The sequence below is a fragment of the Paenibacillus sp. FSL H8-0457 genome, assembly GCF_038051935.1.
In the GTDB taxonomy this organism is placed as follows: Bacteria; Bacillota; Bacilli; order Paenibacillales; family Paenibacillaceae; genus Paenibacillus_AQ; species Paenibacillus_AQ lautus_A.
Window position 1 is genome coordinate 4,375,173 of sequence record NZ_CP150293.1, and the last position, 13,775, is coordinate 4,388,947.

A 13,775-nucleotide genomic window follows, 5' to 3' on the forward strand; every position below is an offset into this window, starting at 1 on the left:
ACTATTCTGCGCAAATTAAAAATCACCGCCTTCGAGAGCGGTGATGGAATGCCTATAATGCGTGCCGATTTTCTAGTCTACGCACTTTCGGGCAGCCCACAGCCCGCTCTCCCGAATCAGATGACGCACGGATTCTATCCGAAAAGACGGCAAATGATGACCTGGCATCAGATATACCACCCGGCCGGAGCCGTATGGATGTGCCCACGCCGCAGGCCAGCGCTGGCCGTCATGCTCGTATTCCGCAAAGACGACCGTTGTTTCATGCGGACTCAATTCGAACCGATAGGGTTCTTCATCGATCGTAAAATCGGTTAAGCTCTCCACGATCGGATGGCTCCCCGATTGATATCGAACGGGCAGCGACGTATATGCCGGATGTCCCGTAAATCGCCCGCCGATTAACTTTTCCAGCTCCGTGCTCCGCTGCAGTGAGATGCCGTTGTGGATAACTAACAGCCCCCCGCCGTTGTGCACATAGGATATAAGCGCTTGTACTTGATTTTCGGGCATCTCCTCATCCGAAAACTCTGCGTACGATATGAACAGATCATATCCCTCCAGCTTATCTTTTTGCAGTACGGCGTAATCATCCGTGCATTCAACGTCCATCGCAGGTTCGAAGATGGTTTGCAGCTCGCGGTCAATTTGCGTAAACGGATGATATTTCGCTCCCTCGTATTGTCCCAGCGCAATGGCTTTCATAGATTTGCAGTCTCCTCTCCCGCCCTTTTACCAGGGCCACACTTGTCCTTCATAATCCAGAAAAATCGGCTGTTCACCAACGTATGCCTTATGGTCCATCACAAGTTTCATGATGCGATCGGCAGACACGTCCGGCGGCACGGCCGCTTCTTGATTCAGTTCGCCGCTCATGTAGGATTGCAGCCACCCGGGATAGAACACCATGACCTGTCCTCCATCGGCTGACAGATGCTGATGCAGTATCGAGGATTGCATATTGAGCGCGGATTTCGACATACAGTAGCCGTACATCTCCTTGCGTTTATTTCTGCTAACGCTGCCGGCTTCGGATGAGATATTGACCACGAGCTTGTTATTTCCTTGAAGCAGCAGATCGATAAGAGCATGACTTACCCGAAGAGGTCCAAGGGTATTGACGTTGTAGATTTGGGCCATGTCGGCAAAATCCAGTTCGCCCTGAATGTTCGCCAGATCGGACCGTTTCGTGATGCCGGCATTGTTTATGAGCAGATCCAGATGCGGCGCCGTATCCCGGATCAGCTTGGCTGCCTGCTGCACGCTGGCATCGTCGCCGATATCAAGCGGAATCAGCTCCAACTGGTCCGGATAATCCTCCAGCAATCGATCCAGTGCGTCCCAATCCTCCATATAGCGTCCGGCAAACACGGTGTATCCGTTTTCAAGAAGCCATTTCGCCAAGCTCAATCCTAAACCCCGATCGGCTCCCGTGACGAAAGCGATTGTTTCCAATGGGCAACAACTCTCCTTTATCCATTAAATGCGGTGCAACCGACATACGGGAGTTTCCCCAAATGCCATTCCTGCGTAATGTCTTCTAATGCTCTTTAACAAACGTTTAAGCATAACCTGATACTGCTACACATTTTGCTTGATATTCATCTAGGAGTGCTTTAGAGCAATTGGTCGTTTAAATATTCGTTTTTGGACAATATGGACCTAAACCTTGAGATGGTACGATGACCGATAGGTACATCATTCGCCTTAAACAGCATGATTCCTCTCATACAAGCTATGGCTTCAAACAATTCAAGGTCATGTTCATCATAACGATACTCGGCACAACATGCGGCACGATAGATGGAGGCTTGCTTTTCGCTTGCAAATACCCACATTACGATGATCGACCAAGCAACATCATATCTGGGATCCCCCCATTGGGCGTTCGTCCAATCGATTACCGTCAGCTTGTCTTTAGTCTCAAGAATATTGCCCAGGTGGTAATCGCCATGGATCAAACATGACTGTTTCATATCCGCACGCTGAAGAAGTTCTTCCAGAAGAATCCGGATATCGGGGTGGTTCTCGATGCGAGGAAAGAAATAATCAATGAAATCATATCGGGGTAATCGGTCACCAACTTCAAGCGGGAGCTTATGAATATCCGCTAAAATCTTCACCAGCTTCGTTAGTTTACGCTGATCGACCGTTTGAACGGGCGTTCCGTCATAACTGGTCAGCAATGATGAATCGCCATTTCGGTCCGTTCCCCAGCCCACGGGCTCAGAAACCGAACATCCATGCGTGAATAAAGCATTCAAAATCTGATATTGAGCATGTACATTCGGCTTGGACGCTTTGTTCCACACTTTCAGTACGTAGTCTGCCGTTGGCGCGGCGATTTTCATTACCTCTGCCTCCAGCCCCGAATCCAAGGAGACTGTTTGAAATGAACCTTTATGATCGAGCAAAACTTGAAGGGTATTGCTTTTCTCCACCCAATTGATTTCCCGCAATGGGTTTCCGATGTTCATCACAGCCTTTCAGAGGATGTTAGCTTAGCGCTTAGTGTCCAACAGGTTACAAGCTCATTCGGTATACCCCAGCCTCCCCGAGAAAATCTTTCCTGGTCAATCCTTTTTCTCCAAGCAATATCCGATAATTCGTTATCGTACCATCATGTGAAATAAAGAATATTTTTTTATAACTTTCCCCGATCCACTCTAACAACCGCGCAGCATACCCTTCGAAAATATTCTGTTCGATCCTATTGATCCCTTCTTTCCAGCAATCCAAATTGAAATCAAGAATTTCAGTATCTCCATACAGATCGGTAATTTCCGTTTTAGAAAGGATGTGATCGCAAGCTAAAAAAGGAAGTTCGGGGTTCTGAGGAAACATTCTCGGACCAACCAATGGAGAAATAATGAAGTCCATGCCATTTTTTATAATCGTTGCCGTCTCAATTGTACGTTTAGTGGGACTTACAAGAACTAAATCATCAGGATCCATTTTAATTTCATTTCGTAGCTGCGTTACTTGAAATTTGCCGTACTCTGTAAGACTAGGATGGAGCGTATTCAACCGATTTGGATAATCGTTGAGATGTTCTCCATGACCGTGCCGAATAAATGTGAAATCCATATCCGCCCTCCTAAGATCAAATCCCATATTAGGTATTCTATGATTTAACTGAGTAATCCTGCCCGTTAGCTAATGAACTATGTGCAGTGAAATATAACTAAATGCTTATCTAATCGGTTCATGAATTGCGGAGAGTTTAAAAAAGGCAGCCGATCACAAATGATCAGCTGCCTTCTAATTTGGATAGGAGCAATCGATTCCCGTTAACTTAGATCAATGGATCACATTTGTAGTCTTAGTGCAGCCTACCCATTATTCCGCGAATCTCCCTTTGCTTCATTATGCTGCGGAATTAATTCATATAAAGCACGAACGTCACAACCGATGGAATCGGCGATCGATATGGCAATTTTGAGTGGCATCACTCTTTTGTTCTCCATAAAGTCGTATACTCGTTCCGGTTTAATAAGCAAGTCTTTTGCCAACCATTCCGCTGACTTCCCGGATTCCACCAATCGTTCATTCAGTAAGCAACGTCCTAGTTCAAATTTCAAGAAATTATGACCTCCCACATAAGATTTACTTAACCTTAAGCGTTGTCCGTTGCCAGCTTGAATATACTTCATAAATGGGCCCGTAACGATGAAGTTCTCCATACGTCTGCCCCATTTGTTGGACGAGTTCCATTGCCGGGCTATCGCTGCCCATGCAACAATTTGCTCCATTTATTATTTATAGATGGATAAGGATATTGATAAGTTTCCCGAATGGGTCCCTAACAAAAAAACGCCGAACCCCCCATGGCTCCTCGGTTGGTCCATACTCAATTGGAATTCCTGCTTCTTTTATCCGAGTTAACGCCTCATCAAGATCATCAACCTCAATTGACAGATCAGGCACAGGTGCTCCGGAGCCTCCCTCTGATAGGAAACTAACCTGAGTGCCCATTTTCTCATGCGAACCGTATGTTGCAATAAATCCCATATCCATTAGTTGATCAAGTCCAAGTACTTCCCCGTAAAAATACGAAGCTTTGGAAATGTCCTGCGTCGCAACATTTGTAACAATTCGTTTGACCTTCATTTTTCATCCTCCTAAAGTTTTGATATCAAATTTTTACTCAACAATGGTCCCGTTCGAGGAACAACCTCATCCTTCTGCTCTCAGAATACCATATTTTACTTTTATACAATTATATATAAATTTGTTTTCACTCTATTCATAAAGACGATTGGGAAACAGGTATATATACGTGGCTTCGTGTTTCCAGCTTATGCTTTATCATTGTTTATGGCAAATTTATAGGCTTCTTTCTCTCATCTATCCTTTCGTCATCTCCCTCATAATCAACAACGCGTTCAAGAATAAGCCCAGCGAGATGACGGGATGTGCCGCTGCCGCAAATCCGATTTTTTCCGAAAAGACAGCCGTCGCGAAGATCAAAAGGATTAGGCCGATCAGCACCAAACTCTTAACTTTCATGCCCTTGGGCAGTCTCGCCGGAAAAGACAATATAAACAACAATACGGGGATAGGCGCGAAGTACATGGCGAAATTACCATGCATCCCCCATTGAGACGAATCCACGAACAGCGCGAATCCAGCCAAGAACACCTGTAGCGCGATGCAGATCGCAAAAAGCACGTTCAATATACTAAAACCTAGCCGCGCATATTGAGCGGCTGCCGGCAGCGAAGAGCGGGTTGCGGTTATTTCTTGTACTTCCATCGTTAACTCCTCCCTTAGACAAACCTTTCGGACACCGCACGAATGGTGTATGGGTACGGATCCAATTGAAACTCCCCTTCTTGGAAATCGAGAATCGTCATTCCGATAGGATGAACTTCCGGAATCTTCATCGAAGGATACCAGCCGATGGCCATATCCCCCAGGATGAACATTCCGTACTCGTCACCGAGCATCTGAAACGTCTTTCCGTCCCCGATATAACGCGTGACGTTAAATCGAGAATCTAGGCGCTGAACGGCCTCGGATACGCTTCCGCGGAGCGGAAAGCCGATCTCGCTGACATTCAGAATGGATTCATGATCGAAAGGCTCTGATAAGGCATTATCCATTCGATGCCGCGCGATGAACTCCACCAGATTCCCCGAAGGATCCTCGAAATAGAAGGCATGCGCATCCGTTCCTTCGAAATAGGCGATATCTTCGTTTGCCTGGATTCCAGCGAACGGAAGCGGTGCAGCGGAAAGCACCTGACAGCCTTTGGCCAGGATCCAGCTTTTCGCTTCGCGAATTTGGTTCTCGGGGATGTTCATTGCCAAATGGTAGGACGGCCGTACCCCTTCCTCCTCCTCGCGAACGAAAGTCAACCTCGTTTCACCGGCAACGATCGTGATGGAATGTTCCGTGATATCTGCTAGAGCAAATCCAAGTCTTTCAGTGTAGAACTCCTTCAGTTCGGCTAACCGGGCGGTTCTCAGTTCCAATTCGATGATTCTCATCTCACTACCTCCTCCAGATATTTGAGTTTATCAGGTCTCTCGCTAAATAAAGAGCCGCGGTCAGTCCGGCAATACCTCCACCCACAATGGCCACATCATGCTTTGCATTCAATCGAAGAAACCTCCTTCATGCGTTGTCATTAAACAAGACAGGAAGGAGGCCGATTATGTGACAAAATGAAAACAGCGATCTAAAAATAGCCCGTATAGTGCAGCCCACAATTGTCGTCTATCTTGATTCGATTCTCCGCGCTGAGTGTAAAGGCTATTTTTAGGCCCGGCCCGCAATGGATACATATCCCGCATTCATGAATACCTGCGGTGCTTACCGCTTGTTCGCATTCTTCATGCACTACGGAACAAGGGTTGCGACATCTTTCAGAGGTAATCGCAATATTTCTGCTCATTCCTTTTGGTGATTTGGACATAGATTCGTACAACAAAAAAACCGCGATATCCGCGGTTTTCGAATGTGTTAACATACCTGCTTAATTCTTAGCGATTCTGGTCCGATCCCCGATCAGAGGGAATTCTCCGATCCGAAGCTTCGCGCTTCCGTACGGAACCAACTCCAATTCCGTAACGGGCTGGCCGTCCGTGTTCGGATGCAGCGGTGGGTTTCCGGCGTTGTTGCCTTCCATTTTCCAATCCCGGATCAGCTGGCCCTTCACCTTCACCCGTACAGGCGCATCGGCAGCCAGGAACGGTTGACGGACCACCTCCCGCTCCAGCACCTCGAACGACGTATCGGCCATCAGTCCGTATTTCCATGGGGAAGCAGGATAGAGCTCCCAATCGTGGAACATCTCGCGCTGCCGGATCATCTGCCAGTTCTCCTTCACAGGCAGCACGTACACCAGCGGTCCTCTTGTAATGCTGGTTGCATACATGCTGCGTGATTCGGTCTTCACTTCCATAGGCAGGTACAGTTCCAGCAGATCGCCGCTCTGCCAGGTCTGCACGATCTCGGCATAACCGGACTCTGCCTGAATTGGCATTTCGCGCCCGTTCAAGGTAATGACGGGATGGTCGCACCAGGCCGGGATGCGCAGCGATATCCGGAATGATTCCGCGCGTTCAAGCGACAGATGGATTTGAATGCGATCCTTGAATGGATATTCGCCGGTGACCGCAATCTCAGCGGACACGCCCTGGCGGCCAACCGTTGTTCTAACCGTGCAGGGGGCATAGGAAACGGCAACTAACCCGTCCTCCTGGTCCTTCATCCACAGGTGCGAGGCCAGCTTGGGCCAGCCCTGATGCATATTGGCCGTGCAGCACCCGAAATTCGGCTCCAGGCCGAATACGTTGGCATCGGGACTGTTGCTCCAAGCCCGCGGAGCGACGTTGCAGATCATTTGGTTGACCTGCTGATCATACTGATGCGAGGTCCAATCCGCAGAGATGGCGGCAGGCAGCGCATTAAACGCGACCTTCTCCAAAATATCCCCGAAGCGTCCCTCCCCGAAAATGCGCGTCAGCTGCTCCATCGAAAACATATACTCGACGACGGCACACAATTCAACCCCTTGGCTCGGATGGGTGCCGGACAACCACTCGTCTCCCGAGAACATGCCGTGCGCTTGCCCGTGGTACGTCATCAAGGAATCGATGCCCCGGTGCACGCTTTCCCGCTCCACCGGATTTCCGTGTAATTCATACAGCACGCCCGGCGTTTTGATGCCCATCGCCACGTTCACGACATGGGTTGTCCAATCCCACTCTTCAACCTTGCGCCAGAACGGAAAATCATGAAAAATACCGCTCCAGTCCGTGGTTTGTTTCGCGATCGTATCCGCAAGCTGCAGCAGGAAAGGCTGCGCCGTTCGTTTATGCAGCCACGCGATGCACAGCAGCATCTCGGCCCCCCTGGTTTTGGCCCAGCCCCGCAGCGGCTGTTCCTCAATGACCGAATGGACGTAAGTAAAGAACTTGGTCAGAAACGGAATGATGCGTTCGTCGCCTCTTGCTTCCTCATGCTGCATCATCACTTTCAGCATGATCATATAATGCCACCAATCCTGATCCTTATCGATATCCTGATTCACGGAGGTGATACGCGCCGGACCGAACATGCCGTTCTCCTGCTGGCTGGCAAGCGACCACTCGACCCATCGATTCGCTTTAGCGATCAAAGACTCGTCCTCCAGCAAATAAGCTAAAGGAAGCAAACCGTCGACATAATAAGGTCCCCGCTCCCAGCTCTCTCCCTGGCCGCCAAGCCATCCGTTGTCTGCTCCGACGTCCTTCCACTGTTCCTCCAGATGTCCCGTAAACCCGCTTGCTTGAATCTCCAGCTGATCCTTAAGCCAGCCGGCCGGCTTAATCGCTCTAAGCGGCAAACTATTAAAAGCCGTCTGATGCAGCATCGACTTCCACGCTCCTTGTTCTGTCTTATAGGTGCTTACTCAGGTAGAAATATATCATCTCAACCGGCGTTTCCCTATACACAGAAACAACATCTTTTTATCCGATTACAACATCATGATTTATTGAATCCCGAGCAACAAAACGATTATCATGGAGAAAAGCCAGTTGGAGAAGGAGGACCGGCCGGAGATGATTTTCCAGTTTACGGCTCCGCCATTGCCGCATTATATGATTTGCGGAGAAGATACCTACCAGGAGGGAGATCGACATCCGGATCGGTATAACATCGGTGTCTTTGATCTGATTCTCGTGACCAGAGGGGAGTTATTCCTGGAAGAGAACGGAGTATCTTACAGCGTAAAGGCAGGGTATCACCTGATTCTAAGACCCGATGCCGCACACCGTACGTACCTGCCCTGTCAGAAGGAAACCCATTTTTATTGGCTGCATTTTCAGACGGTCGCACCGTGGATTGAAGCGGAGGAACGGATCCCGTTTGCCTTATCGCAATCGGATCACCCTTATGTGCAATTTGATAATTTCTCTTTCTATATTCCCAAGTACGGAGAACTGTCTTCGAAAGCGCAGGCCGGACGTCTGATTGAACAACTGCAGCTGCTCCAGCAATCGCCATCTTCCGCGGCACGCTGGAAACAGCAGCAGCTGATGCATGAGCTGCTGCTGTTGTTCCAAGCCGAAGAAGAAGGAATCCAGCAGCAGCATCCTCATTATGCCATTGCCGAACGAACGGCCAACTATTTAAGAGCACATTACAAAGAGCCGGTCAGCTACCAGCAATTGTCCGATGCCATGCACTTTCACCAGAATTATATTTCCATTTGCATGAAAAAAACGTTCGGCTGCACGCCCCTGGAGTTTCTGACGCGGCATCGGATCGAGCAAGCAAAACGCTTGCTGATCCACACCAACGAGCCGATCGGACGCATAGCCGAGGAATCCGGGTTCGGCTCGTTTCCGTATTTCATTCGCTGCTTTGTTCGTTATACCGGGTTTAAACCCAACTCTTTCAGGCTAAAGTACCGTTCATCCCGATAGCATGCCATCGAATGCGTTAGGCTTTTGGCTTGCTCAGAATACGCTTCGTACCAAGCCTCCGTCAATCCGGAGTGCCGAACCGTTGATCGCGGAGGATTTGGGACTGCTCAGGTAGGCGACGAAATCGGCAATTTCCTCCGGACGAATCAGCCGCTGAATAATGGAAGTCGGCCGATTTTCCTTCATAAACCGCTGTTCGGCTTCTTCGATGGTAAGATTCTCATCGGGATACAGCGTATCCAGCATCGTTTCGACGCCTTCCGTAAGGGTGGAGCCGGGCATAACGGTATTCACCGTGACGCGGGTTCCTGTCGTCAATTCGGCCAAGCTCCGGGAAAGGGACAGCTGCATCGTCTTCGTAGCGCTGTAATGCGCCATCTCCTGGGACGGCATGACGGCTGCTTCGCTCGCGATAAAAATAATTCGGCCTTCATTGCGGCTGATCATGTTCTGCAAATAGTGTCTGGTTAAACGGACGCCGCTCATAATATTCGTCTCGAAGAACCTGAACCATTCCGCATCCGATATATCGAAAAATTCGGCAGGCTCGAAGATGCCTAAATTGTTGATTAGAATATCAACGACCGGGGCGGCTTCCCTGACCTGATGGCAGCCCTCCTCGGTTCCGAGATCCGCCACGGCATAACGCAGCTCGGCATCCGGATGGACGGCGCGAATGTCATGGATCGTCTGCTTCACCTTATCCTCGTGTCTTCCATTGATAATGACGGACGCTCCTTCGGCTGCCAGCGACATGGCGATCGCTTTGCCGATGCCTGATGTCGAGCCTGTGACCAATGCGACTTTACCCTGTAAATCCAAGTTCATGATCCTCGCTCCTTTTCGTTATGTAGGAATGGACCCTCCCGATCCCCACCAAGGTGGAGAAGCTCAGGAGAGTCGCTATTCATTACACTTATATGCTTGCGGTAAACGCCGATTTTTTAGAAATCAAAATTGTCCGGGTCCGGTCCCACACGGTGATCCTGATTCAAGCTGTCGATGCGCTGCATATCCTCCATGGACAATTCAAAATCAAATAGATCGGAGTTCTCGGTGATCCGATGCTCTTTGGTCGATTTCGGAATCGTCACCACGCCGTTCTGTAGATCCCAACGAAGAATGATCTGCGCGATGGATTTATGATGCTTCTTCGCGATGATCTGAAGGTCCTCCTGATCCAGCAGCTGACCCTGCATTAAGGGAGACCAAGCCTCTAGCTGAATACCGTTCGCCTGGCAGTACGCCTGCAATTCTTTTTGCGTTAATCGGGGATGATATTCCACCTGGTTCACCATCGGTTTGATGTCGGTTTCCTTCATTAACTTCTCCAGATGATCGATTTGGAAATTGCTCACGCCGATGGCTTTTACGCGCCCTTGCTTGTACAACGTTTCGAGCGCCTTCCACGCCTCTATATATTTCCCTTCAACCGGCCAGTGTATAAGGTATAAGTCCAAATACTCCAATCCCAGCTTTCGCAAGCTTTCCTCATAAGCCTTCAAAGTCGATTCATAACCCAGGTCGGCATTCCACACCTTGGATGTGACGAACAGATCTTCTCTTTTTAATCCGGCAGCTGCCAAGCCTTCGCGAATGCCCTGTCCGACACCTTCTTCATTGCCGTATATGGCGGCGGTGTCCACGCTCCGATAGCCGTGCTGAATGGCCGTACGAACGGCATTCACCAGCTCCGGTCCTTCTTCAACTTTAAATACGCCTAGACCAAACCAAGGCATGTTGACGCCATTATATAAAGTGGTTGTATCTTGTAAGTGTTTTGCTGTCATGTTGATAAACCTCCGAAGTTTTTTTGGATAGTGATAAATTGATGAACCTATTGTGCAGTATCTCCCATGATCCGCTCCGTCATCACCTCCCTTCATCCTAAATGTTGCTTCATGCCGCTGGCATATCCGGTTTATCCGATTTATTATCCGAATCCTTTCGTTCCAGCTTCAAGCTCCAGCCCGTGAGCACGACCGCACCGGCCACCATCAGGGCTCCGATCCATGCCGTATGAATCAGGCCCATGGAATTCGTGATCAAGCCGCCTAGAAATGCGCCGATGGCGATACCGGCATTAAATGCAGCAATATTCAGCGCGGACGCCATATTCACGGCTCCGGGCGCAAAGCGCTCGGCCAGCATCACAACGTAAACCTGCAAACCCGGCACGTTCATGAACGCCAGGAATCCCATAAGAATAATCGTGATGAGTCCCGCCGTTTGAAACGGTGCGGTAAACGTAAGTGTAACCAGCACCAGGGCTTGGGCTATAAACATGTAGAGCAGGGCTTTCAGCGGGTTGCGATTGGCCGCCTTCCCGCCGATCACGTTACCGACTGCAATGGCTATCCCATAGACAAGCAGGATGATGGCCACCGTATTTTCATTGAAGCCTGTTATATCCTGAAGCAATGGGGATAAATAAGTGAAGACAACAAAGGTTCCGCCATAACCGAGAGCCGTAATCAGAAGCATGAGCAGCAGTCTTCCGTTTGTCATCAATTTAGCCTGGTCGCGGAATGAAGTCCGTTCTCCCTTAGGCAGGTCCGAAGGGACCAGGATGCTGTTCGCAATCAGCGCAACGATGCCGACGGCAACAATCGCGACAAAAGCAAGCCTCCAGCCCAACTGCTGACCGATAAACGTTCCGAGCGGAACGCCGGTGACCGTGGCTACGGTAAGACCCGTAAACATAATGGAGATCGCCGATGCCCTGCGGTTCTCAGGCACCACGCTTGCGGCAATAATCGAGCCGATCGACATGAATACGCCATGTGAAAAGGCCGACAGGACCCGTGCTGCAAGCAGGACGCCAATGGAAGCTGCGCCCGCTGCCAAGCTGTTGCCGATAATAAAAATGATCATGATCCAGAGCAGCAAAGTTTTCCTGGACATCCTGGATGTGAGCGACGTGAGGATCGGCGCACCGAAGGTAACGCCGAGCGCATAGATCGACACGGTTAATCCGGCTGTCGTCACGGATATATTCATATCCTCCGCAATCAACGGCAGAAGCCCTACGCTGATGAATTCCGTTGTTCCGATGGCGAAGGCACTGACGGCAAGCGCTATTAGCGCAAGCAAACTTCTTTTTTTATCTATAGTCATGATGTTCCTATTTTCCCCCTATCCTATTCTCTTGCTTGTATATTGTAAAAATATGACGTATGGTGTAATCCAGCTGGCAAATGCTATTATGATTCATATCATCACTTGTGTGAAGAACGTACTTTTTTGTAATGTAGGTACTTGACAGTACCCTAGGCACTTTTTAGTGCCTATCAAGAATAGGAGGCTCCATATGCAAACGAAGAAATACAATATAGCCGTCGAAGCAACATTGGAAGTAATCGGGGGCAAGTGGAAATGCGTGATCCTCTGCCATCTGACCCATGGCCGTAAACGGACCAACGAGCTGAAGCGCCTCATGCCGCATATCACCCAAAAAATGCTGACGCAGCAGCTGCGAGAGCTGGAGGAAGATGGCGTGATCAATCGCATCATTCATAATCAAGTGCCGCCTAAAGTGGAATATGAGCTCAGCGAGTACGGCAGAAGTTTGAGCGGAATTCTGGATATGCTCTGTGCATGGGGCGAAAAACATATCACGAAAGTATACGGGGACAAGTTCAGCGTGCTTGAGGAAAGCATCCTGAACGATAAGTTAAAAGTCTCAGACGAGCCCACAACCTCAGATGCACGCTTGACCTGATTTATAAGTATAAGCACTCCTGATACAACAGCAAGGGCAAGGTCCGTGATCACGGACCTTGCCCTTTTCATATATTCCATCTCTATCGCATGTTCGAAAATTGATTATTTCGCATTCTCCTTCTCTTTTTGGCTGACGATCATTTCCGTCACTTCCTCGGCCTGAGCCAGGACCGCAATGGGATCAAACGGCCAGAATCGCTTGGCATCCAGATAAAACACGCGATCCTGCTTCACCGCTTCAATCGAAGTCCACACCTTATCCTTCTTATCCATCTCGGCCCCGTTGGACTCATCAAAGAAAATATAATCGCCTGCATAATCTTTGAGCACTTCCAAGGAAACCTCCTTGTAAGTCACGTTGGCATCAATCAATTCCTTTTGGATCGTTGCCGGAGGCGTTAGCTGGAGTTCCTTATAGATGGCCAAGCCCCCGCGATAAATGCCGTCACCGTACAGGTAGAAGGTTTTGCCGAATGCGCCGAAAATCGAGAACGTCTCACCTTCTTCCAACACACCGTTCACTTTTGTGCGCAGCGCTTCGATTTTTTCATCAAAACCGGCAAGCCATTCTATTGCTTCTTCTTCCTTGCCAAGGATTGCGCCGAGTCCCTCTACTTCTTCGTGCACGCCTCGATAGGTTTCATAAGGAAGAATGACGGTCGGTGCGATTTTGGACAATTTCTCGTATAGCTCCGGGTCCGAGTTCGCGCTGATAATCAGATCGGGGTTAAGTTCCACTATCTTCTCCGCAGAGCTATCCCCGGTGTTCTCTATGCCATCGATCAGGTCCTGGATATGGACGTTCTCCAAATCCGTCGCGGTGGCGCCTACCGGCTTTTCACCGAGCAGCAGCAGCGTTGGCAAGTAGGCATCCACTACAATACGCTGAGGATCCGTCGGAATTTCGATGTCTCCGTTAATTGTCGGCACCTTTTTGATTGTTGGGGCTGAGGCTTCAGTCTTCGCAGTATCCGTCCCTGTTGCTGTTTCGCCTGCGGAACCGGCTTGATTCGCCGTATTTCCATTTGCGCCGCATGCCGAGATGAAGATCGAGCATAAGACAAGGATGGTGAGCATGACGCGTAATTTTGACTTGAACATATTTTACATCCTCCTAAGTATGGTGTTAGTTGA

The 13,775-nt window shown here is 49.3% G+C and carries 15 protein-coding genes; 2 read left to right on the forward strand and 13 right to left on the reverse strand.

Annotation, left to right across the window (positions count from 1 at the left end; genetic code table 11):
• Window positions 1-72: 72 nt before the first annotated feature.
• From MHI43_RS19240 to MHI43_RS19280, 9 genes are all read right to left on the reverse strand, one after another.
• Window positions 73-705, reverse strand: coding sequence for a ThuA domain-containing protein (locus tag MHI43_RS19240; protein WP_036661178.1), 633 nt, complete (start codon window positions 703-705; stop codon window positions 73-75).
• 27 nt (window positions 706-732) lie between these two features.
• Window positions 733-1,455, reverse strand: coding sequence for an SDR family NAD(P)-dependent oxidoreductase (locus MHI43_RS19245; RefSeq protein ID WP_036661182.1), 723 nt, complete (start codon window positions 1,453-1,455; stop codon window positions 733-735).
• 161 nt (window positions 1,456-1,616) lie between these two features.
• Window positions 1,617-2,351, reverse strand: coding sequence for an aminoglycoside phosphotransferase family protein (locus MHI43_RS19250; RefSeq protein ID WP_235201700.1), 735 nt, complete (start codon window positions 2,349-2,351; stop codon window positions 1,617-1,619).
• A gap of 172 nt (window positions 2,352-2,523) precedes the next feature.
• Complete coding sequence (locus tag MHI43_RS19255; protein ID WP_036661186.1) at window positions 2,524-3,087, reverse strand: histidine phosphatase family protein; 564 nt, start codon at window positions 3,085-3,087, stop codon at window positions 2,524-2,526.
• Window positions 3,088-3,332: 245 nt separating this feature from the next.
• Entirely contained in the window at window positions 3,333-3,752 is a 420-nt protein-coding gene (locus MHI43_RS19260) for a hypothetical protein (RefSeq protein ID WP_341283148.1), read from the reverse strand.
• Window positions 3,753-3,759: 7 nt separating this feature from the next.
• On the reverse strand, window positions 3,760-4,110 hold the full coding sequence (locus MHI43_RS19265) for a VOC family protein (protein ID WP_015736006.1): 351 nt from the start codon (window positions 4,108-4,110) through the stop codon (window positions 3,760-3,762).
• A gap of 237 nt (window positions 4,111-4,347) precedes the next feature.
• Complete coding sequence (locus MHI43_RS19270; RefSeq protein ID WP_036661189.1) at window positions 4,348-4,755, reverse strand: DUF6220 domain-containing protein; 408 nt, start codon at window positions 4,753-4,755, stop codon at window positions 4,348-4,350.
• A 14-nt stretch (window positions 4,756-4,769) separates the two neighbouring features.
• Window positions 4,770-5,492, reverse strand: coding sequence for a VOC family protein (locus tag MHI43_RS19275; protein ID WP_036661190.1), 723 nt, complete (start codon window positions 5,490-5,492; stop codon window positions 4,770-4,772).
• Window positions 5,493-5,980: 488 nt separating this feature from the next.
• Complete coding sequence (locus MHI43_RS19280; protein ID WP_036661196.1) at window positions 5,981-7,861, reverse strand: beta-L-arabinofuranosidase domain-containing protein; 1,881 nt, start codon at window positions 7,859-7,861, stop codon at window positions 5,981-5,983.
• Window positions 7,862-8,012: 151 nt separating this feature from the next.
• On the opposite strand from MHI43_RS19280, the gene MHI43_RS19285 reads away from it, so the two are divergent.
• Window positions 8,013-8,918, forward strand: coding sequence for an AraC family transcriptional regulator (locus MHI43_RS19285; protein WP_341283149.1), 906 nt, complete (start codon window positions 8,013-8,015; stop codon window positions 8,916-8,918).
• Window positions 8,919-8,951: 33 nt separating this feature from the next.
• Here the strand turns inward: MHI43_RS19285 and MHI43_RS19290 are convergent, their stop codons facing one another.
• From MHI43_RS19290 to MHI43_RS19300, 3 genes are all read right to left on the reverse strand, one after another.
• Window positions 8,952-9,746 (reverse strand): SDR family oxidoreductase, encoded by a 795-nt coding sequence (locus MHI43_RS19290; protein WP_015736011.1) that lies wholly within the window; start codon window positions 9,744-9,746, stop codon window positions 8,952-8,954.
• Window positions 9,747-9,862: 116 nt separating this feature from the next.
• Window positions 9,863-10,708, reverse strand: coding sequence for an aldo/keto reductase (locus tag MHI43_RS19295; RefSeq protein WP_036661199.1), 846 nt, complete (start codon window positions 10,706-10,708; stop codon window positions 9,863-9,865).
• Between the two features lie 109 nt (window positions 10,709-10,817).
• Window positions 10,818-12,035: an MFS transporter gene (locus tag MHI43_RS19300; protein WP_036661202.1), complete on the reverse strand. Its 1,218-nt coding sequence runs from the start codon at window positions 12,033-12,035 to the stop codon at window positions 10,818-10,820.
• Between the two features lie 193 nt (window positions 12,036-12,228).
• On the opposite strand from MHI43_RS19300, the gene MHI43_RS19305 reads away from it, so the two are divergent.
• A complete protein-coding gene (locus MHI43_RS19305) occupies window positions 12,229-12,639 on the forward strand; it encodes a helix-turn-helix domain-containing protein (RefSeq protein ID WP_036661206.1) in 411 nt (136 codons plus the stop codon).
• A gap of 104 nt (window positions 12,640-12,743) precedes the next feature.
• Here the strand turns inward: MHI43_RS19305 and MHI43_RS19310 are convergent, their stop codons facing one another.
• A complete protein-coding gene (locus tag MHI43_RS19310) occupies window positions 12,744-13,742 on the reverse strand; it encodes an ABC transporter substrate-binding protein (RefSeq protein ID WP_036661208.1) in 999 nt (332 codons plus the stop codon).
• Window positions 13,743-13,775 lie beyond the last annotated feature (33 nt).